At 72.4% G+C, this 20,363-nt stretch carries 19 protein-coding genes; 5 read left to right on the top strand and 14 right to left on the bottom strand.

Annotation, left to right across the window (positions count from 1 at the left end):
- Nucleotides 1–74: 74 nt before the first annotated feature.
- The 9 genes from hpnD to OG710_RS27170 all read right to left on the bottom strand — a co-directional run bounded on the left by hpnD (nt 75) and on the right by OG710_RS27170 (nt 9,445).
- Nucleotides 75–995 carry a presqualene diphosphate synthase HpnD gene (gene hpnD / locus OG710_RS27210; protein ID WP_330241686.1) on the bottom strand — a complete coding sequence of 307 codons (921 nt, stop codon included), beginning with the start codon at nt 993–995 and terminating at the stop codon, nt 75–77.
- Nucleotides 996–1,024: 29 nt separating this feature from the next.
- On the bottom strand, nt 1,025–1,945 hold the full coding sequence (gene hpnC / locus OG710_RS27205; RefSeq protein WP_330241685.1) for a squalene synthase HpnC: 921 nt from the start codon (nt 1,943–1,945) through the stop codon (nt 1,025–1,027).
- 438 nt (nt 1,946–2,383) lie between these two features.
- Nucleotides 2,384–3,169, bottom strand: coding sequence for an ABC transporter ATP-binding protein (locus OG710_RS27200; RefSeq protein ID WP_111339308.1), 786 nt, complete (start codon nt 3,167–3,169; stop codon nt 2,384–2,386).
- A complete protein-coding gene (locus tag OG710_RS27195; protein WP_330241684.1) occupies nt 3,162–4,091 on the bottom strand; it encodes an ABC transporter permease in 930 nt (309 codons plus the stop codon). The genes OG710_RS27200 and OG710_RS27195 overlap by 8 nt, the downstream gene beginning before the upstream one ends.
- A 106-nt stretch (nt 4,092–4,197) precedes the next feature.
- Nucleotides 4,198–5,070, bottom strand: a complete 873-nt coding sequence (locus OG710_RS27190; protein WP_199563679.1) for a glycosyltransferase family 2 protein — start codon at nt 5,068–5,070, stop codon at nt 4,198–4,200.
- Nucleotides 5,071–5,078: 8 nt separating this feature from the next.
- Nucleotides 5,079–5,858: a CDP-alcohol phosphatidyltransferase family protein gene (locus OG710_RS27185; RefSeq protein WP_330241683.1), complete on the bottom strand. Its 780-nt coding sequence runs from the start codon at nt 5,856–5,858 to the stop codon at nt 5,079–5,081.
- Nucleotides 5,836–6,897: an iron-containing alcohol dehydrogenase family protein gene (locus OG710_RS27180; RefSeq protein ID WP_330241682.1), complete on the bottom strand. Its 1,062-nt coding sequence runs from the start codon at nt 6,895–6,897 to the stop codon at nt 5,836–5,838. The genes OG710_RS27185 and OG710_RS27180 overlap by 23 nt, the downstream gene beginning before the upstream one ends.
- Nucleotides 6,885–7,622: a phosphocholine cytidylyltransferase family protein gene (locus OG710_RS27175; protein ID WP_330241681.1), complete on the bottom strand. Its 738-nt coding sequence runs from the start codon at nt 7,620–7,622 to the stop codon at nt 6,885–6,887. The genes OG710_RS27180 and OG710_RS27175 overlap by 13 nt, the downstream gene beginning before the upstream one ends.
- Nucleotides 7,619–9,445 (bottom strand): DUF5941 domain-containing protein, encoded by a 1,827-nt coding sequence (locus tag OG710_RS27170; RefSeq protein WP_330242354.1) that lies wholly within the window; start codon nt 9,443–9,445, stop codon nt 7,619–7,621. The genes OG710_RS27175 and OG710_RS27170 overlap by 4 nt, the downstream gene beginning before the upstream one ends.
- A gap of 390 nt (nt 9,446–9,835) precedes the next feature.
- On the opposite strand from OG710_RS27170, the gene OG710_RS27165 reads away from it, so the two are divergent.
- On the top strand, nt 9,836–10,777 hold the full coding sequence (locus OG710_RS27165) for a cation diffusion facilitator family transporter (RefSeq protein ID WP_111339302.1): 942 nt from the start codon (nt 9,836–9,838) through the stop codon (nt 10,775–10,777).
- 231 nt (nt 10,778–11,008) lie between these two features.
- Nucleotides 11,009–11,602, top strand: coding sequence for an isopentenyl-diphosphate Delta-isomerase (idi, locus tag OG710_RS27160; protein WP_330241680.1), 594 nt, complete (start codon nt 11,009–11,011; stop codon nt 11,600–11,602).
- Between the two features lie 58 nt (nt 11,603–11,660).
- On the opposite strand, the gene OG710_RS27155 is transcribed toward idi, so the two are convergent.
- Together OG710_RS27155 and OG710_RS27150 are read right to left on the bottom strand one after the other, a co-directional pair.
- Nucleotides 11,661–12,113, bottom strand: coding sequence for an ATP-binding protein (locus OG710_RS27155; RefSeq protein WP_330241679.1), 453 nt, complete (start codon nt 12,111–12,113; stop codon nt 11,661–11,663).
- A gap of 133 nt (nt 12,114–12,246) precedes the next feature.
- Nucleotides 12,247–12,849, bottom strand: coding sequence for an HdeD family acid-resistance protein (locus tag OG710_RS27150; protein ID WP_330241678.1), 603 nt, complete (start codon nt 12,847–12,849; stop codon nt 12,247–12,249).
- Between the two features lie 239 nt (nt 12,850–13,088).
- Between OG710_RS27150 and OG710_RS27145 the strand changes: the two genes are divergently transcribed.
- Complete coding sequence (locus OG710_RS27145; protein WP_330241677.1) at nt 13,089–13,877, top strand: enoyl-CoA hydratase/isomerase family protein; 789 nt, start codon at nt 13,089–13,091, stop codon at nt 13,875–13,877.
- Here the strand turns inward: OG710_RS27145 and OG710_RS27140 are convergent.
- Entirely contained in the window at nt 13,864–14,499 is a 636-nt protein-coding gene (locus tag OG710_RS27140) for a DJ-1/PfpI family protein (protein WP_330241676.1), read from the bottom strand. The two genes, OG710_RS27145 and OG710_RS27140, sit on opposite strands and share 14 nt — an antisense overlap.
- A 23-nt stretch (nt 14,500–14,522) precedes the next feature.
- Complete coding sequence (locus OG710_RS27135; protein ID WP_330241675.1) at nt 14,523–15,488, bottom strand: GlxA family transcriptional regulator; 966 nt, start codon at nt 15,486–15,488, stop codon at nt 14,523–14,525.
- Between the two features lie 135 nt (nt 15,489–15,623).
- On the opposite strand from OG710_RS27135, the gene OG710_RS27130 reads away from it, so the two are divergent.
- Nucleotides 15,624–16,481 (top strand): SCO6745 family protein, encoded by an 858-nt coding sequence (locus OG710_RS27130; protein WP_330241674.1) that lies wholly within the window; start codon nt 15,624–15,626, stop codon nt 16,479–16,481.
- A gap of 156 nt (nt 16,482–16,637) precedes the next feature.
- Nucleotides 16,638–19,076, top strand: a complete 2,439-nt coding sequence (locus tag OG710_RS27125; protein WP_330241673.1) for a Tex family protein — start codon at nt 16,638–16,640, stop codon at nt 19,074–19,076.
- Nucleotides 19,077–19,099: 23 nt separating this feature from the next.
- Here OG710_RS27125 and OG710_RS27120 read toward each other — a convergent pair whose 3' ends face one another.
- Nucleotides 19,100–20,308: an amidohydrolase family protein gene (locus OG710_RS27120; RefSeq protein WP_330241672.1), complete on the bottom strand. Its 1,209-nt coding sequence runs from the start codon at nt 20,306–20,308 to the stop codon at nt 19,100–19,102.
- Nucleotides 20,309–20,363: the final 55 nt, after the last annotated feature.

The following is a 20,363-nucleotide window of genomic DNA, read 5'->3' as shown; positions in this document are numbered from 1 at the left end:
GTGCCGCGGGTTGCCCGCCGTTCGTTCCGTTCATCCTTGATGCACATGGTGCGCGAGATGTGCCTGAGACGCATTCAGACACGCCCTCGGGCCGTGCGCCGGGAGATGTGGCGGGCGTCGAATCCGGACAGACCGCGCACCGCGACGTACGCCTTCTCGTGGCCGGGCAGCGAGACCCGGCCGCGCAGCACCGCCTCGGGGTCGCGCTCGATGCGGTCCAGGAGCCGGCGGTAGATCCCGGCCATGGCCGCCACACAGGCCCCGCTGCGCCGGTCGAGCATCGGCAGCAGCCGGTAGCCCTCGGCGAACAGGGCGCGGGCGCGCCGGACCTCGAAGTGGACGAGGCCCGCGAAGTCGGAGCCGGGGGGCGGGGTTGCGCGGTGGAACCCGGCGGAGCAGCCGAACTTGGCGAGGTCGTCGGCCGGGAGGTAGGTGCGGCCGTTGCCCGCGTCCTCGCGGACGTCGCGCAGGATGTTCGTCAGCTGGAGGGCGAGGCCGAGCGTGTCGGCGTACTCCGCGGCGCGTTCGGTGCCGGGGGCGCCGGGTTCGGTGCCGAAGACGCCGAGGCTGAGCCGGCCGATGGCGCCCGCGACGCACCGGCAATACACCTTGAGGTCGTCCCAGGTCTCGTAGGCGGCGCCGTGCACGTCCATCAGGACGCCGTCGATGAGTTCGTCGAGCCCTTCGAGGGGCAGCGGGAACCGGCGGGCGGCGTCGGCGAGCGCGACGGCCACCGGGTCGGTGTCGTCCTCGTCCACCGCGCCGGTCCGGACGCGGTCGAGGAGGGTACGGGTGGTCTCCAGGCGAACGCGCTTGGTCTCCGGGGCCAGTTCGCCGTCGCCGATGTCGTCGACGCGGCGGGAGAAGGCGTACAGGGCCGACATGGCCTGCCGCTTCTCGGCCGGCAGCAGCCTGATGCCGTACGCGAAGTTACGCGCCTGCTGTCCGGTGACCGCCTCGCAGTAACTGTATGCGGCCTGTACCGGTGCGGACATGTAGGTCGTCTGACCCTCCACGGTCCGGCTCACCTCTCTCTACGCGCTTCTCGCAGGACAACTCCCACTTCGCGCAGCAGGCTGGGCTTGGTGGGTCCGGGTGGTCCGGGCAGTACGTCGAAGCCGGCGGCCGCGATCGCGGTGAGGGCGGCACGTCCTCCTCCCACGAACCCGGCGAGGAGCAGCCGGAGCCTGCCGTGGACGCTACCCACCAGGGGGGTGCCTTCATTCAGCAGATCACGGGCGCGTTCGGCCTCGTACGCGATCAGGGAGCGCACCGACGCGCCGGCGGTGGGTGCGGCGAGGTCGGCCTCGCCGACGTGGAACCGGGCCATGTCGGTGGCGGGCAGGTAGACGCGGTCGCGGCGCAGGTCCTCGGCGACGTCCTGGAGGTGCTCGACGATCTGCAGCGCGGTGCACACGGCGTCGGAGCGGCGCAGCCGTTCGGGGCTGGCGGTGCCGGTGAGCTGGAGGACCAGGCGGCCGACCGGGTTGGCGGAGAGTTCGCAGTAGGCGAGGAGTTCCTCGTACGTGCCGTAGCGGCGGACCTTCTGGTCCTGCCGGTTGGCCTCGATGAGCCCGAGGAAGGGTTCGGGGGTCAGTGCGCGGCGGCGGGCGGTGGGGCGCAGGGCCCGCAGCAGCGGGTGGTGCGGACTCTCTCCGGTGGATGCGAAGACGCGGCGCAGGTCGCTCTCCAGGGCGTCGAGCATCGCGAGCCGGTCGTCCGACCGGTCCGGTTCGAGGCCGAGGTGGACGGCGTCGGCGCCGCCGGGGGCGAGGTCGCCGTCACCGATGTCGTCGACGAGCCGGGCGAAGCCGTAGACGGCCATCAGGTCGTCGCGCCAGGCGCGCGGCAGGAAGAAGGGGGCGACCGGAAAGTTCTCGTGCGCTGCCTTGTCGAGGGTTCCGGATGCGGCGGTGTCGAGCCGCGCCTGCCGGGTAGGGGTCACTGCGGACCGCCCTGCGCGGGGACGGCGTGAGCACCTCGGAGCTGGAGATCTTCCGTCATAGCCGTCACATCTCCCGTTCTACACTGCTGACCCAAAATACCCCATTCCGGACACGCCGCCCGCCCTCCCCAGTGCCGGGGACGGCTCCGGGCCGCCCGCTCGGGCGGTATCGCCCCACTTGCGGCGAATCAGCACCGGTACAGCTTACGTTGTACAACGTTCATCTGAACGCCGGGGTCCGTGCCCAGCGGCGCCGGACCCGCGGCCCGCGTCAACTCTCCCCCGGCCGGGCGCCGTTCACGTCATCCGGCGGTAGGAGATCGCGGCGGGTGCCGTACGACGAAGCGCGGACGTCCGGGCTCCGGTCCACCATGCGGACATGGCGCGGCCCCCGCCGGAAGGGTCCGGCGGAGGCCGCCCGGTGCGTGGCGCGGCGCGCTACTTGCCGGTCTCCCGCTCGTAGGCCCGCAGGACCTCCTCGGTCGGGCCGTCCATCAGCAGTTCGCCCTTCTCCAGCCACAGCACCCGGTTGCAGGTGTCCCGGATCGACTTGTTGCTGTGGCTCACCAGGAAGACGGTGCCGGCCTCCTTGCGCAGTTCCCTGATCCGCGCCTCGGAGCGGATCTGGAACTTGCGGTCACCGGTGGCCAGCGCCTCGTCGATCATGAGGACGTCGTGGTTCTTGGCCGCCGCGATGGAGAAGCGGAGGCGGGCCGCCATGCCGGAGGAGTACGTGCGCATGGGCAGCGTGATGAAGTCGCCCTTCTCGTTGATGCCCGAGAACTCGACGATCTCGTCGTAGCGCTCGCGGATCTCCTCGCGGCTCATGCCCATCGCGAGCCCGCCGAGCACCACGTTGCGCTCGCCGGTCAGGTCGCTCATCAGCGCCGCGTTGACGCCGAGCAGCGAGGGCTGGCCGTCCGTGTAGACGCTGCCGCTCTCGGCGGGCAGCAGCCCGGCGATGGCCCGGAGCAGGGTGGACTTGCCGGAGCCGTTGGTGCCGATGAGGCCGATCGCCTCGCCCCGGTAGGCGGTGAAGGTGACGCCGCGTACGGCGTGCACCTTGCGTACCCCGCGCTCCTCGCCCTTGCCGCGGCGCAGGATGCGGCTCAGCGCGGCGGTGGCGCTGCCCCGGCCACCGCCGCCGCCGTTGACCCGGTACACGATGTGCACGTCGTCGGCGATCACGGTGGGGACGCGCCCCGCGGTGTTGTCGTCAGCCACGGCCGTACCGTTCCTCTGCCTTCCAGAAGTACACGAAGCCCGCGATGCCCACCACGACGGACCAGGCGAGGCCGACCGCCCAGACGTGGTCGGGCAGGTTCTCGGAGCCGTATCCGTCGATCAGGGCGAACCTGACCAGGTCCATGTAGATGGCCGCCGGGTTGTACTGCAGCACATCGGTGATCCAGGCCGGCTTGTCCTCCAGCATCACCGGGATGGAGAACATGACGCCGGAGGCGTACAGCCAGGTCCGCATGACGAACGGCATCAGCTGTGCCAGGTCGGGGGTCTTGGCCCCCATCCGCGCCATGGCGAGCGCGAGGCCGGTGTTGAAGAAGAACTGCAGCGCCAGGGCCGGAATCACCAGGAGCCAGGACAGCCGGGGATAGCTGCCGAAGCCCACCGTCACCGCGATGAGCACGATCATCGAGTACAGCAGTTGCTGGAGCTGCTGGAGCGAGAAGGAGATGGGCAGCGAGGCCCGCGGGAAGTGCAGCGCCCGGACCAGGCCCAGGTTGCCGGAGATGGCCCGTACGCCAGCCATCACGGAACTCTGGGTGAAGGTGAAGACGAACACCCCGGTCACCAGGAACGGGATGAACACCTCCTGCGGGATTCCCTTCTTCGTGCCGAGGATCAGCCCGAAGATGAGGAAGTAGACCGCGGCGTTCAGCAGCGGGGTCGCCACCTGCCACAGCTGGCCGAGCTTGGCCTGGCTGTACTGGGCGGTCAGCTTGGCGCGGGAGAACGCCAGGATGAAGTGGCGCCGCCCTCGGAGCTGGCGCACGTACTCGACGAGGCCGGGCCGGGCACCGCTGACCGTCAGGCCGTACTTCGCGGCCAGTTCGGCCGCGCTCAGACCGTCATCGGCCGATGGCGGGCTGCTCAGGGCGACCGCGCCACCGTGGGTTGTGTCACTCACCAGAAGAAACTCTCGTATTCAAAATGCGCAGCCAGTCGCGGGCGCGGCTCAGGGCGGACAGGTCCCGACAAGAAAAATACGCCTCATGCTCCCAGAGGGGAGCTTCTCAGATGACCGGGGGGCGGCCCAGCCTGGTCAGTCGCCACACCGTACGCCACTTCATCGGGCGGCGGGGTCCGCACGGGGTCCGCCAGCCCTCCCGGAAGCCGCCGAACCAGGCCTTGAGCGCCTCGCCGGACGGCCGGCGCAGCAGCGTCAGCAGCATCCACACCCCGAGGTACACCGGGACGAGGGGCGCCGGGAGGTTCCGCCGGGCCAGCCAGACCCGGTTGCGGGCCACCATGCGGTGGTAGACCGCGTGGCGGGACGGGGCCGTGGTGGGGTGGTGCAGCACCATGTCCGCGCGGTAGTCGATCAGCCAGCCGGCGTCCAGCGCCCGCCAGGCCAGGTCCGTCTCCTCGTGCGCGTAGAAGAAGTCGCCCGGCAGCGGGCCGACCTCGGCCAGCACCCTGGTGCGCACCGCGTTGGCGCCGCCCAGGAACGTCGTCACGCGGGACGAGCGCATCGGGTCGGCGGCGCGCAGCCTCGGCACGTGCCGGCGCTGGGTGACCCCGGTCTCCGGGTCCGCGATGCGGAAGCTGATGATGCCCAGCCGGGGGTCCTCGGCGAACGCCTTCCGGCACAGCTCCGCGGTGTCGGTGAGGGGCAGCCGCCCGTCGTCGTCGAGGAAGAGCAGGGCGTCCACATCGGCGCCGGAGGGCCCGAACGCCTCGATGCCGACGTTCCGGCCGCCGGGGATGCCCAGGTTCTCGGGCAGCTCGACGGTGCGCACACCCGGCGGCACGTCGGGCACGGGCGAGCCGTTGCCGACGACGACCACCTCGATCCGGTCGCCCTCCTGGGCGGCGACCGAATCGAGCAGGGCGCGCAGCTCGGCCGGGCGGTTGCCCATGGTGATGATGACCGCGCCGAGTTTCATGGGTGTGCTCACTTCAGCCTGCTCGATGCCAGGACCGACACGAGGTGCAGCAGCGTCTGCAGCAGGGCGATGCCCGCCAGGACCGCGACCGCGAGACGGCTGAAGAAGAAGTCGTCGCGCACCGCGTCCAGCACGGCCGCGACCAGAATGACCAGCGACGCCTCGACGCACAGGATGAGCCGGTGGAACTTGAGCGCGCCGGCCGCCCGGCGGGCGAACGCCATGCCGGAGGAGCGCGGCTCGGACGCGGACTCCTTGACCGGCGGCAGCCCGCCCTGGTGCCGGGCGACGCCGACCAGGTCCGTCTCGGCCTTGATCAGGATCGCGCCGAGCGCGGCGAGCGTACCGAGGAACGCCCACAGCCAGTCGATGCGGCCGGGGCCCCACAGGTCGGCGGCGCGCAGGCCGAAGCCGACGAGGACGGCGGCGTCGCACAGATAGGCGCCGACCCGGTCCAGATAGACGCCGCCGAGCGAGAACTGCTTCTTCCAGCGCGCGACCTCGCCGTCCACGCAGTCGAGCAGCAGGTACAGCTGGACCATGACGACGCCGAGCACCGCGCCCCAGATACCGGGCACGAGCAGCGCCGGGGCGGCGAGCACACCGGCGACGGTCATCAGATAGGTCAGCTGGTTGGGCGTGACCCTGGTGTTCACCAGGTACCGGTCGATGCGCAGCGAGATCTCGCGCATGTATATCCGGCCCGCCCAGTGTTCACCGCTGCGCCGGTCCTTGACCCCCGGCGGGTGAACGACGGGGCGGAGTTCAGCTACTGATGGTCTTGGCATAGTCGGCGTACGCGTCCCTGATCTGATCGGTGGAGAGGCTGAGGTGTTCCAGGACCGTGAAGCGTCCCGGACGGGTCTGGGGCGCGTACTCGACGGCCTGGACGAACTCGTCGGCGGTGAAGCCGATCTCCTCGGGGGTGACCGGCAGGCCGTGCCTGCGCAGCACCTCGGCGAAGAGTCCGGACTCCTCCGCGGCGCCGCGCAGATGCATGGCGAAGGCGGCCCCGAGGCCGACCTGTTCGCCGTGGCTGGCGGCCCGCTTGGGGAAGAGCAGGTCGAAGGCGTGGCTGATCTCGTGGCAGGCGCCGGACGAGGGCCGGGTGTCGCCGCTGATCGAGATGGCGATGCCGGAGAGCACCAGCGACTCGGCGAGGACGGTGAGGAACTCGTCGTCGGCGACGTTGCCGGGGTGGCGCAGGACGGCTTCGCCGGCGGTACGGGCCATGGCGGCGGCGAGTCCGTCGATCTGCTCGCCGTTGACCTGGTGCGACAGCTCCCAGTCGGCGATGGCGGAGATGTTGGAGATCGCGTCGCCGATGCCGGACCGTACGAAGCGGTCGGGGGCGGTGCGGATCACCGACAGGTCGATCACCATCGCGATGGGCATGGGCACGCCGTAGGAGCCCCGGCCGTTGTCGTTGTCCAGGGTGGCGACGGGCGAGCACAGGCCGTCGTGCGCGAGGTTGGTGGCGACCGAGACCAGCGGCAGGCCGACCCGCGCCGCGGCGTACTTCGCCACGTCGATGATCTTGCCGCCGCCGAGGCCGACCACGGCGTCGTAGCGCTTGCCCTTGATGTCGTCGGCGAGCTGCACGGCGGCGTCGATGTTGCCGCCGGGGACGCAGTACCAGTCGGCGCCGGGCAGGGCCGGGGCCAGCTTCTCGCGCAGGGCCAGGCCGGAGCCGCCGCTGATGGCGATGGCCAGCTTGCCGGAGGCCGAGATCCGCTGGTCGGCGAGGAGGCCGGCCAGGTCGTGCATGGCGCCCCGGCTGATGTCGACGAAGACGGGGGACGGGATGAGTCGGGTCAGTACCGGCACGCGATCTCCCTGCCCTTGGCAAGATCGTCGTGGTTGTCGATCTCGACCCAGCTCACGTCACCGATGGGGGCGACGTCCACGGTGACGCCCCGGTTGACGAGTTCCTGGTAGCCGTCCTCGTAGTAGAGGTCCGGGTCGCGCTCGAACGTGGTCTTCAGCGCGTCGGCCAGCTCCTCGGCGGCCTCGGCCTCGATGAGGGTGACACCGATGTACTCGCCGGTGGCCTCGGCCGGGTCCATCAGCTTGGTGATCCGCCGGACGCCCCTGCCGTCCTCGGCGACGACCTTCATCTCCTCGTCGGCGAGCCGCTTCACCGTGTCGAGGGCGAGGATGATCTTCTTGCCGTCGCCGCGCGCGGCCAGCAGCGTCTTCTCCACGGAGACCGGGTGGACGGTGTCGCCGTTGGCGAGGAGCACGCCGCGCTTGAGCACCTCACGGGCGCACCACAGCGAGTAGGCGTTGTTCCACTCCTCGGCCTTGTCGTTGTCCACCAGGGTCAGCTTCAGGCCGTACTTGGCCTCCAGCGCCGCCTTGCGCTCGTGGACGACCTCCTTGCGGTAGCCGACGACGATCGCCGCCTCGGTGAGCCCGATCTCGGCGAAGTTGGCCAGCGTGAGATCGAGGATCGTCGTGTCGCCGTCCACCGGCACGAGCGCCTTGGGCAGCGTGTCGGTGTAGGGGCGCAGACGCCGTCCTGCGCCGGCAGCCAGTACGAGGCCGATCATGCGGGTTCTCCTTCGTCGTGAACGGCGGGCGCCCCGGAGGACACCCAGAAGCGGACGGATTCCACCAGTACGACCAGTGCGACGGCCGCGGCGAGCACGGTGAGCGCCGTGGCGAAGCCGGAGGCCCCGGTGAGGAGGGCGGCGAGCACGGTCACGATCAGGGTCCGGCCCTCGTGCCCGCCGATCGTGCGCACCAGCCAGCGGGGCGGGGCGCCGGTGCCGCCCCGGATGCGGTAGACCGTGTCGTAGTGATGGTAGGCGACCGCCGCGACCAGCCCGAAGGCCGCCGGAAGGGCTCCGTCCACCTCGCTGCGGGCGGCCAGGACGAGGATCGTGCAGTACTCGGCGGCGCGGAAGAACGGCGGGACGAGCCAGTCCAGGGCGCCCTTGAGCGGCCGGGCGACGGCGAGGCCGGAGCAGACCGCGTAGAAGGCGGCGGCGATGATCGTCTGCCGGCTGCCGAAGGGCTGCTGGAGCGCGGCGGCGATCAGTGCCCCGGTGCCGGCCAGGGCGAGCACGGGGGCGGTCCAGGCGCCGGCGATGCGGGGGCCGCGGGCGGCGACGAGTTCGGCGACGGGCCCGGAGTCGGCGAGGTCGGCGAGTGCCCGGGCGGCGCGGTCGGTGCGGCGCGCCTTGCGGGTCAGGGAGCGCAGGAGGCGGCCGGCGGTGGTGTAGCAGGCGGCGAAGGCGCAGCCGATGAGCAGGGCGTAGAAGACGATGCGCGGCGTGGTGACGGCGGTGAGCACGGCGATCATGGCCCAGCGCTCACCGATCGGGAGCACGATCATCCGCCGCAGCCAGACCGTCCAGCCGACGCTGTCGAGCTTGTCGGAGAGGGCGGCCGTGGGGCTGGAGTTGGCCTCCGCGTCGTGGTTGGCCTCGTTGAACGAGAAGTCGATGATGTGGCGGCAGGACTGGAGGACCATCGCGCCGAGCGCCAGCGCCCAGACGTCGTCGCCGTTGCGGGCGGCGCCGAGGGCGAGGCCCGCGTAGTAGGCGTACTCCTTCGCGCGGTCGAAGGTGGCGTCCAGCCAGGCGCCCATCGTGGAGTACTGCAGGGAGTAGCGGGCGAGCTGTCCGTCGGTGCAGTCCAGGACGAAGGAGAGCAGGAGCAGGATGCCCGCCGCGACGTAGCCGCCGCGGGTGCCGGTGGCCGCGCAGCCGGCCGCTATGAGCGCGGTGAGCAGGGACGCGGTGGTGACCTGGTTCGGGGTGAGCCCCCGGCGCGCGCACCAGCGGGCGATGTAGCGCGAGTACGGGCTGATGCAGTGGGTGGTGAAGAAGCCGTCGCGGGCCTTGACCGCGCTGCGCAGCCGGACGGCCTCGTCGTCCACGGCCTCGACGCCGGCCAGGGCGGCGGCGCGGGCGGTCTCGTCGGTGGGCACGGTGGCGACGAGGGAGCCCAGCTCGGGGCGCTGCACCTCGGTGCCCCGCGCCGCCATGACGGCGGCGATCCTGCCGGGCACGGTGCGGTCCGTGACGGTGGCGGTGGTGCCGGCGGCGGGCACTCCGGCGCCGACCGCGTCGGTGGTGGTGCGCAGGGCGCCGATCAGGGCGGGGCGTGCCTCGGCCTGGGCGGTGAGCGCGCCGGGCACGGCGGCGGCCGGGAAGCGGGGGTCGGTCAGGGCGAGCCGGAGGGCGTGCCGGTGGCCGACGAAGCGCGGGTCGACGAGGGCGACGCGCTGGGCCGGCGGGACGGCGGACAGCAGTCCGGCCGCTTCGGTGACGTCGGCGGCCGTGCGGACGTCGAAGCCCAGCGAGCGCAGATCGTTCTCCAGGGACGATCCGGGCAGTGGAGCACCGGTGAGAATGGCGGTCGACAGACGAACTCACTCCTTGGTGCTGGCACGGATCGGCACGCGACTGTGCGGCCCGAGACGGCCGGCGGCGTGTCGGCTGAGGCTATCGGATGGACGGAAGCGCGAGTTCACTGCCCGTTTGCGCTCCGTTCCGGGCGGAGCCGGATCATGCGCGCCGTCCGCGATCATCATGGTGGATGGCCGCCTCGCCTGACAAAAAGCGGGTCGCGCGATCCGGTCCCGCCGCGCCCGGCGGCACCTGCTCCACCGCCCTCACCTGCGGGTGTTTCCGCAGGTGAGGGCCAATGACAACGGTGTTCAGTGCCGTGTTGCCCCATACCCCCCACCCGTAGTTGACTGGCGTGGTCCGGGCCGGGGAAGTCCGGGTCCGCGAGACGACCGGGAGGCGTCCTCATGGGGGCAGGGCACGATCACGGACATGCGCACGGCGGGCCGGCGCCCACCGGCACGGCGGCCGCCGCGCACAAGGGGCGGCTGCGGATGGCGCTGGGCATCACGCTGGGCGTGACGGTCATGGAGATCGTCGGCGGTGTGCTGTCCGGATCGCTCGCGCTGATCGCCGACGCGGCGCACATGGCGACCGACTCACTGGGGCTGGCGCTGGCGCTGCTGGCCATCCACTTCGCCAACCGGCCGGCCGGCCCGAACCGCACCTTCGGCTACGCCCGCGCGGAGATCCTGGCGGCGCTCGCCAACTGCTGTCTGCTGCTCGGGGTGGGCGGCTACCTCCTCTTCGAGGCAGTGCAGCGGTTCATCGAGCCGACCGAGACGAGGGGCGGGCTGACGATCGTCTTCGCCCTGGTGGGCCTGGTCGCGAACGTGGTGTCGCTGTCGCTGCTGACGCGCGGGCAGCAGGAGAGCCTGAACGTGCGCGGCGCCTATCTGGAGGTGCTTGCGGACACGCTGGGTTCGGTGACGGTGCTGGTCTCGGCGGGCATCGTGATGGCGACAGGCTGGCAGGCGGCGGACCCGATCGCCTCGCTGGTGATCGGTCTGATGATCGTGCCGCGTACGGTGCGGCTGCTGCGCGAGACGCTGAACGTGCTCCTGGAGGCGGCGCCGCCCGGCGTGGACATGAGCGAGGTCCGCGACCACATCACGGCCCTGCCCGGCGTGCTGGACGTGCACGATCTGCACGCGTGGACGATCACGTCGGGGATGCCGGTGCTCTCGGCGCATGTGGTGGTGCGGCAGGACCTGCTCGACTCGATCGGGCACGAGAAGCTGCTCCACGAGCTCCAGGGCTGCCTCGGCCACCACTTCGACGTGGAGCACTGCACCTTCCAGCTGGAGCCGAGCGGGCACGCGGAGCACGAGGCCAGGCTCTGCCGCTGACCGGCCGCGCACTCCCGTCGAGCCGTCGCCCCCTCCCGTCGAGCCGCCGGACGCGGGCCCGTTCGCCCGTTGGCCGGTGGGCTCCGGGACACGCGGTGTAGGGTCGCGGATGGGTACGAACCGGACCGGACATGCCAGGGCCGAAGTACGGACAAGCCGCTTTTGTACGGCAGACTTGAGCAGACTCGACGGGACCGGCGCTCGGGGCCGGAACCACAGCGAAGGATGGGTATGCCGACCACACCAGTCACCGCGGCGAACGCCTCGTCGAACGGCACAGCGGAAGCGATCATGCTCGAACTGGTCGACGAGAACGGCACCACCATCGGCACGGCGGAGAAGCTCGCCGCCCACCAGTCGCCCGGTCAGCTGCACCGCGCGTTCTCCGTGTTCCTCTTCGACGAGCAGGGCCGGCTGCTGCTCCAGCAGCGCGCCCTCGGCAAGTACCACTCCCCCGGGGTCTGGTCCAACACCTGCTGCGGGCACCCCTACCCGGGCGAGGCGCCCTTCGCCGCCGCCGCCCGGCGTACGTACGAGGAGCTGGGCATCTCGCCCTCGCTGCTGGCCGAGGCGGGCACCGTCCGCTACAACCACCCGGACCCGGCGTCGGGCCTGGTGGAGCAGGAGTTCAACCACCTCTTCGTGGGCATGGCGCAGGCGCGGCCGGAGCCCGATGCGGAGGAGGTCGGCGACACGGCGTTCGTGACGGCGGCGGAGCTGGCCGAGCGGCATGCCCGTGACCCGTTCTCCGCGTGGTTCATGACCGTGCTGGACGCCGCCCGGCCGGCGATCCGCGAGCTGACCGGGGACGCGGCCGGCTGGTAGGCGCCTGCGCGCGGGCGGCGCGGTCCGGGGGCGGTGCCTCGGGGATTCGGGGGATGCGTCAGACGCCCCCGAGCGGCAGGGTCGCCCAGATGACCTTTCCGCCGCCCGCGGTGTGCTCGACGTCGCAGCTGCCGCCCGCCTCGCGGGTGATCTCGCGGACCAGCAGCAGGCCCCGTCCGCCGGTCTGCGCGTGGTCGGTCTCCAGCGCGGTGGGCCGGTAGGGGTGGTTGTCCTCGACGGACACCCTGACCCATGCCTCGCCCACGGCGACCTCGACGGCCAGCTCCGGCGAGAGCAGCGCCGCGTGCTTGACGGCGTTGGTGACCAGCTCGGAGACGATGAGCAGCAGGCCCTGGGTGAGGTCGTCGCCGATCGGCACGTTCTGGCGCCTCAGCAGGTCGCGTACGGCGTGCCTGGCCTGCGGTACGGAGACGTCCGCGGCCGGGGCGGTGAACCGCCACACCCCTTCGTACGGCACGGGCCGGGCGGGGACACTCCCGCGGCTCTCCATAGTCCGGTACCCGCTCTCCACTCGAAGTGACTGCACGTCGAGTACAGAGTGGCGCTCCAGGTTGCTTCGGTCCGCGCAACTGACTACAAGTCGATTCCGATTGACCGAACTCGACTTGATTTGCATATATGCATCAACTTTCGGACTGCTTCCGACTGTCTTTGGTGAGCGGGTCGGTTCCGGAGACCATGGAGACGATCCGCCGGCCGCCGATGCCGACGGCGATGAGCCCGAGTCCGTCGAAGAGCAGGGCGAGCGAGAAGAAGCAGCCGAGGACGTAGAGGCTGCTGTGCGGCCAGTCGAACAGCACGAGCAGGCCGAGGAGCAGGCCGAAGGCGCCCTGGAGCAGGGTCCAGCCGAACTGTGGCCCGCGCACCACGACGCTGCCGACGAGCCGGAACACCCCGCCGGTCAGGAAGAGCAGCGCCGCGAACATGGTCAGCGCTTCGGCGGTGCCGTGCGGATGGCGGATGACGACGACGCCGGCGGCGATGTTGAGCGCCGCCACGACCACGCCCAGCCAGAAGTAGCTGGTGCCGCGCGACTGGACGGCGTGCACCAGTCCGACCAGGCCGCCGATGAGCAGCAGCCAGCCGAACAGGATCATCGAGGTGAGCGTCGCCACCCCGGTGTAGACGAGGCCGACCAGGCCGGCGACGACGAGCAGAATGCCGAGCAGGGCCAGCCCGCCGAAGCTGCGGCTGAGCCTCCTGCCTTCGCGTTCGGGACCGTCCACATCGGGCTCCTCGGGGTGCGTACCTGCTTCGCGACCCCTTCTTGATCATAGACCGACCGGCGAATGGGGGGTGGGTGAAGGAGCGGGGCCGGGTGCGTGCGGCTGCAAGGCGGAGGATTGAGGCATGGCGGAGCCATGGTGATTGACGACAACGCCGCAGGCGCGCGCACCCGGCCCCGCGACGCCGCCCCCCATTCGCCGGTCGGTCTCAGTTCGGGCGGCGCGGATAGCATCCGGCCATGGACCGTACGGAACCCCGGCTGGAGCACACCGTCGCGGACGGCGTGGCCACCGTCGTCATCAGCAATCCCGCCAAGCGCAACGCGATGACGGCCGCGATGTGGCGGGCGCTGCCGGTGCTGCTGGCGGAGCTGGCGGCCGATCCGTCCGTGGGCGCCCTGGTCCTGACGGGCGCGGGCGACACCTTCTGCGCGGGCGCCGACATCTCCTCGCTCCGGGACCCGGCGCACGACCCGCAGCGGCTGGCCGTGGCCGCCGAGGAGGCGCTGGCCGCGTTCCCGCTGCCGACGCTCGCCGCGGTGCGCGGCTACTGCGTGGGCGGCGGAAGCCAGCTCGCCGCCGCCTGCGATCTGCGGTTCGCGGCCGAGGGGGCGCGGTTCGGGGTCACCCCGGCCAAGCTGGGCATCGTCTACCCCTCCTCGTCCACCCGCAGGCTGGTCGCCCTCACGGGCCCGGCGACGGCCAAGCACCTGCTGTTCTCCGGTGAGCTGATCGACGCCGGGCGGGCGCTGCGGACCGGTCTGGTGGACGAGGTCCTGCCAGCCGGCGGGCTGGACGAGCGGGTCGGCGCGTACGTACGGACCCTGGTGTCCCGGTCGCGGCTGACCCAGGCCGCGGCCAAGGAGTTCGCGGCCGGGCGCACGGACCGGGACGGGCACTGGGCCGGTCAGGCGCGAGGGAGCGGGGACACGGCGGAGGGCGTCGCCGCGTTCCTGGAGCGCCGGGCGCCCCGCTTCACCTGGCGGGCGCAGACTCCGGGGGCCGGGACCGCGGCTACTGGAGGATGAACCGGCTCCTGCCGCGCCACTCCTCGACCAGGTCGGCGGGGGCCTTGTCCGGCGAGCCCGCGTCGTAGGGCGGCTGGGGGTCGTACTCGGTGAGGAGCTGTACGGACCGGGCGGCGCGGTCGCCGGCGATGCGGCCCAGCAGGGCGAGGCCCATGTCGATGCCGGACGAGACACCGGCCGCGGTGACGTACTTGCCGTCGAAGACCACGCGTTCGCCGGTGGGCGCGGCCCCGTGCTCCCGGAGCGTGTCCAGGGCGAGCCAGTGCGAGGTGGCGCGCCGCCCCCGCAGGAGCCCGGCGGCCCCGAGGAGCAGCGAGCCGGTGCACACGGAGGTCGTCCAGGTGGTGGCCCCGTCCGCGCGGCGCAGCCAGCCGAGGAGGTGCTCGTTGTCCATCTGGTGGTGCTGTCCGGGGCCGCCGGGGACGATCAGCAGGTCCGGGGCGGGGACCTCGTCGAAGGTGCGCTGCGCGACCAGGCCGAGGCCGCCGTTGTCGTTGCGTACCGTGCCCGTGCGCTCGGCGACGAAGACCGTCTCGGCGCCGGGGATGCGGGACAGGATCTCGTAGGGGCCCACGGCGTCCAGCGCGGTGAAGCGGTCGAAGAGGGCGATGGCGATCTGCATGGTCTTCCTGTCTCTCGGGTGGGTCAGGAGTGGTCTGCGGTGTGGGAGCCGAAGCGGCGGCGGTATTCGGCGGGGCCGGTGCCCAGCGCCTTGACGAAGGCCCGGCGCATCGCCTCCGGGGTGCCGTAGCCGCAGCTGCGGGCGATCCCGGCGACGCCGTCGGCGGTGTCCTCCAGGAGCCTGCGGGCGTGTTCGAGGCGGACCCGGTCGACATACCGGCCGGGCGTGGTCCCGGTCTCCGCGTGGAAGGCGCGGGCGAAGTGGCGGGGCGAGAGCCGGGCGCGGGCGGCCAGGGCGTCCACGGAGAGGTCGGCGCCGGGGTGCTCGGTGATCCAGTGCTGCACCTCGCGCAGCGGTTCACGGCGTGCCGTCTGGGCCCTGAGCTGGGCGCTGAACTGGGACTGGCCGCCCGGCCTGCGCAGGAAGACGACCAGGTGCCGGGCGATCGTCAGGGCGACGTCCCGGCCGTGGTCCTCCTCGACCAGGGCCAGCGCGAGGTCGATGCCCGCGGTGACTCCGGCGGAGGTGGCGATCCTGCCGTCCCGTACGAAGATCGGCTCGGGATCGACCCGCACGGCGGGGTGGGCGCGGGCCAGCGTGTCGCACACGTTCCAGTGGGTCGTCACCCGGCGGCCGTCCAGCTGTCCGGCCGCGGCCAGCAGCAGCGCCCCGCTGCACACCGAGACCAGCCGTTCGGGCAGCGGGCCGTGTACGCGCAGCCAGTCCACCAGCGCCGGGTCGGGGGCCCGGGTGCCGGCGCCGCCGGGGACCAGGAGCGTGTCGGGTGCCGGGGCGCCGGCGAGGCTGCCGTCCGGGACGAGCGTGAGTCCGCAGGAGGTGCGGACCGGGGCGCCGTCCAGGGAGGCGGTGCGCAGCTCGTACCGCACGCCGGGGAACTTCGAGGCACCGGCGAACACCTCCATGGGGCCGGTGACGTCGAGGCTCTGGACGCCGTCGAACAGGACGACGAGCACGGATCGCTGCTTCATGGCCCCCATCCTGGGCGGGCCCGCCACAGGGCCGCAATGACGGGTTTCCCACCTTTCCCGCCATCACGGCTGCGGCGGAACTCACGTACACACGGGACTTCCTGCTCGTACCAACCAGTCGGTAACGTTCCGGTCATGAGTACTCTCCCGCCCCGTGCCGGCCGGCGCTGCCACAACGCCCTCAACCCGCTGCACTCCTCGCTCTACTTCTCCCCCGACCTCGGCAAGGAGTTCGGCGGGCTGGGAATCGTCGACCCCACCGCCGTCTACTTCGCCACCCGCGCGGCCGCGATGGGCGCGGTCGGCGCGGGGACGGTGACCGCGACGTTCTACAACTTCAACCACGCGCTGGTCTCCCAGCACGTGCCCGCCATATGGGACATCGCCTCGCCCGCCGCGGTCCTGGACGCGCGGCTGCGGGCCGCCGACGCGACGCTGCGCCGGCTGCTCGGCGACGAGATCATCGCCTCGCCCGAGATGGCCGAGGCCGCGTCGCTGGCCCTGCGCGCCACCGAGGGCTGCACCCGGCACGCCCGGCCGCTGTACGCCGCGCACGCCGGGCTGCCGGTCCCGGACGAGCCGCACCTGGTGTACTGGCACGCGGCGGGGCTGCTGCGCGAGCACCGGGGCGACGCCCATCTCGCCGCGCTCCTCGCCGCAGAGCTCGACCCGGTCGAGGCCCTGGTCAGCCACACCGCGACCGGCAAGGGCATGGCGATCGGCTGGCTGCTGTCCACCCGGGGCTGGCGGCGCGCCGACTGGGAGGCGGCGGCGCAGCGGCTGCGGGAGCGCGGGCTGCTCACGGCGGAGGGCGCGCTGACCGACGAGGGCACCGCGCTGCGCGAGGGGCTGGAGCGGGACACGGACCGGATGGACCTGGGCCCGTACGAGCACCTGGGCGGGCCGGGTGTGGCCCGGCTGACGGAGCTGGGGCGCGGCTTCCTCGCCACGGCCGCGGCGGCGGGCGCCTTCCCGTCGAGCGCGACCGGCTGACCCGGCGCGGGAAATCCACCGGCCGTCCGCTGGGGTGGTCCGGCGACACGGCGCCCGGCCACCCGGCAGAATGCAGGCGTGTGACTCCGGTCCGCCCCGGCGGCGGTCCGGGGCCCGACCAGCACAGCCAGCAGGAGAAGGCGAGTCGGTAGAACCGTGACGACGTCCATCGAAGGCAGGATCGCCGAGGAGCTCGGCGTACGCGAGCGGCAGGTGAAGGCGGCCGTCGAGCTGCTCGACGGCGGGTCCACCGTGCCGTTCATCGCGCGCTACCGCAAGGAAGCGACCGAGATGCTCGACGACGCGCAGCTGCGCACGCTCGAGGAGCGGCTGCGGTATCTGCGGGAGCTGGAGGAGCGCCGGACGGCGGTCCTCGAATCCGTACGGGAGCAGGGCAAGCTCGACGCGGAGCTGGAGGCGCGCATCCGGGCCGCCGACACCAAGGCGCGGCTGGAGGACATCTACCTCCCGTTCAAGCCGAAGCGGCGGACGAAAGCGCAGATCGCGCGGGAGGCCGGGCTCGAACCGCTCGCCTCCGGGCTGCTCGACGACCCCTCGGTGGAGCCGCTCGCGGCAGCGGCGGCCTTCGTGGACGCGGACAAGGGCGTGGCGGACGCGGCGGCGGCCCTGGAGGGTGCCCGCGCCATCCTGACCGAGCGCTTCTCGGAGGACGCCGACCTGATCGGTGAGCTGCGCGAGCGCATGTGGACGCGCGGGCGGCTGGTGGCGCGGGTCCGGGAGGGCAAGGAGGAGGCGGGCGCCAAGTTCGCGGACTACTTCGACTTCGCCGAGCCGTTCACGGCGCTGCCCTCGCACCGGGTGCTGGCGATGCTCCGGGGCGAGAAGGAGGACGTGCTCGATCTGGTCCTGGAGCCGGAGGAGCCGTCCGACGAGCCCGGCCCCTCCTCGTACGAGAACATGGTGGCCCGGCGCTTCGGCGTGGCCGGCCGGGGGCGTCCCGGCGACAAGTGGCTGGCCGACACGGTGCGGTGGGCCTGGCGGACCAGGATTCTGGTGCACCTCGGCATCGACCTGCGGCTGCGGCTGCGTACGGCGGCGGAGGACGAGGCGGTGCGCGTCTTCGCGTCGAACCTGCGCGATCTGCTGCTCGCCGCGCCCGCCGGGACGCGCGCCACGCTGGGGCTCGACCCCGGCTTCCGTACCGGCGTGAAGGTCGCGGTCGTGGACGCGACGGGCAAGGTCGTCGCGACCGACGTCATCCATCCGCACGTCCCGGCCAACAAGTGGGACCAGGCGCTGGCGACGCTGGAGCGGCTGGCCCGCGAGCACCACGTCGATCTGATCGCCATCGGCAACGGCACCGCGTCGCGCGAGACGGACAAGCTCGCCGGTGAGCTGTGCGCGAGGCATCCGGAGCTGAAGCTCACCAAGGTGATGGTCTCGGAGGCCGGTGCCTCGGTGTACTCGGCGTCCGCGTTCGCCTCGCAGGAGCTGCCCGACATGGACGTGTCGCTGCGCGGCGCCGTCTCGATCGCGCGCCGGCTCCAGGACCCGCTGGCCGAGCTGGTGAAGATCGACCCGAAGTCGATCGGTGTCGGGCAGTACCAGCACGACCTGTCCGAGGTGAAGCTGTCGCGGTCGCTGGACGCGGTCGTCGAGGACTGTGTGAACGGTGTCGGCGTGGACGTCAACACCGCGTCCGCGCCGCTGCTCTCGCGCGTCTCCGGCATCGGGGCGGGGCTCGCCGAGAACATCGTGGCGCACCGCGACGCCAACGGGCCGTTCCGCTCGCGCAGGAGCCTCAAGGACGTGGCCCGGCTGGGGCCGAAGGCGTACGAGCAGTGCGCGGGCTTCCTCCGTATCCGGGGCGACGACCCGCTCGACGCGTCGAGCGTGCACCCGGAGGCGTATCCGGTGGTGCGGGCGATGGTGAAGAAGACGGGCGGGGACGTCGCCGCGCTGATCGGCAACACGGATGTGCTGCGGTCGCTGCGGGCGGACGAGTTCGTGTCCGAGAAGTTCGGACTGCCGACGGTCACGGACATCATCAGGGAGCTGGAGAAGCCGGGGCGCGACCCGCGGCCCGCCTTCAAGACGGCCACCTTCAAGGAGGGCGTCGAGAAGATCGGCGACCTGGTGTCCGGGATGGTGCTGGAGGGCGTCGTCACGAACGTCGCCGCGTTCGGGGCGTTCGTGGACGTCGGGGTGCATCAGGACGGGCTCGTCCACGTCTCCGCGATGTCGCGGTCCTTCGTGAAGGACCCGCGCGATGTGGTGAAGCCGGGTGATGTGGTCCGGGTGAAGGTGATGGAGGTCGACATCCCGCGCAAGCGGATCTCGCTGTCGTTGCGGCTGGACGACGAGGTGGGGTCCGCGGCCGGGGCGGGGTCGGCCGGGGGCCGCGCGTCCTCGGGCGAGCGGGGCGGCGGCCGGCCGCCCCGGCCCCGGCAGGGCGGCGGCGACCGCTCCTCCGGCGGCCGTTCGTCCGGCGACCGCTCCTCCGATGGACGTTCCTCCGGCGGGCGTTCCTCCGGCGGGCGTGGGAACGGCGGCCGGCCGGCGGCCGGTGGCGCGCCGGCCAACGGGGCGATGGCCGACGCGCTGCGGCGGGCCGGGCTGCTGAAGGGCGAGTAGGACCGGCCGGCGAAGGGGGCGGGTCAGTCCACGAGTGTGAGGGCGTCCGCCACCACCCGGCCCCCGTGCAGCACCGTTCGGTCACCGCTGCGGTCCATGACCGCGGCGGTGACCGTTTCGCCCTCCAGCAGGAGCAGGTCCGCCGCGGCGCCCACCGTGACGCCGGGGCGGTCCGTCGTGGAGGTCAGGCGGGCGGGGCCCGTCCGCAGGAGGGAGGCGCCGCCGGTCGTGGCGACCGCCACGCAGTGCTCGATCAGGGCGTCCGCGCGGTAGCCGTTGGTGAAGGCGAGCTGCCAGGTGCGGTCCAGCATGTCGCCGTTGCCGTACGGGGACCAGAAGTCGCGCTGGCCGTCCTCGCCGAGGCCCACCCGGACGCCGGCGGCGGTCAGCCCGGTGAGCGGCAGGGAGCGGTGGCGGGCCGGGGCGACCGTCGCCATCGCGATGTCCAGCTCGGCGAACTCCTCGATCAGCCGGCGCGTCGTCGCCTCGTCGACGCCGCCCAGGTCGTAGGCGTGCGAGAGGGACACCCGGCCGGCCATGTCCAGGGCCCGCACCCGCTCCAGGATCAGGTCCACGCTGAACACGCCGAGTTCGCCCGGCTCGTGGAGGTGGATGTCGACCGGGGCCTGATGGCGCTCCGCGAGGTCGAACAGGATGTCGAGGTGGCGTACGGGGTCGCGGTCCAGGGTGCACGGGTCGATGCCGCCGACCACGGCGGCGCCCGAGGACAGGGCCCGGTCGATGAGTTCCGGCACGCCCTTCTCCCGGACGAGGCCCGCCTGCGGGAACGCGATGATCTCGACCTCGCAGCGGCCGGCGTGCGCCTCACGGGCGGCGAGGACGCCCTCGAAGCGCTCCAGGCGGCAGTCCGCGTCGATCTGGGCGTAGCTGCGTACGCGGGTGGTGCCGCGCTCGATCATGCGGGCCAGGGTGTACGTGGCCCGCCGGGCGACGTCCCACTCGTCCTCGCGCCAGTGCGCGCGGTCGTTCATCACCATGCCCCAGACGCCGGGCTCGCCCGTGTGCGGGCGGAAGGGCAGGCCCATGCGGGTGGAGTCGAGGTGGCAGTGGACGTCCGAGAAGGACGGCAGGGCGAGCCGGCCCCGGCCGGCCACGGTGTCGCCCGTGCCGGCGCGGGCCGGGTCGTGCGGGGTGATCGCGGTGATCACCCCGTTCTCGACGGTGAGGTCGCTGGGCGCTCCGCCCCAGGGGCGTACGTCGGTGATCAGCATGCGGCGCTTCTCCTGTCCGGTGTGGGGGTGGTGGGTGGTGGGTGCGGCGGCCGTA

This window comes from Streptomyces sp. NBC_00525, assembly GCF_036346595.1.
Classification (GTDB): domain Bacteria; phylum Actinomycetota; class Actinomycetes; order Streptomycetales; family Streptomycetaceae; genus Streptomyces.
The sequence above is the reverse complement of the archived record's forward strand: the minus strand, read 5'-3'. Positions and strand labels throughout refer to the sequence as shown.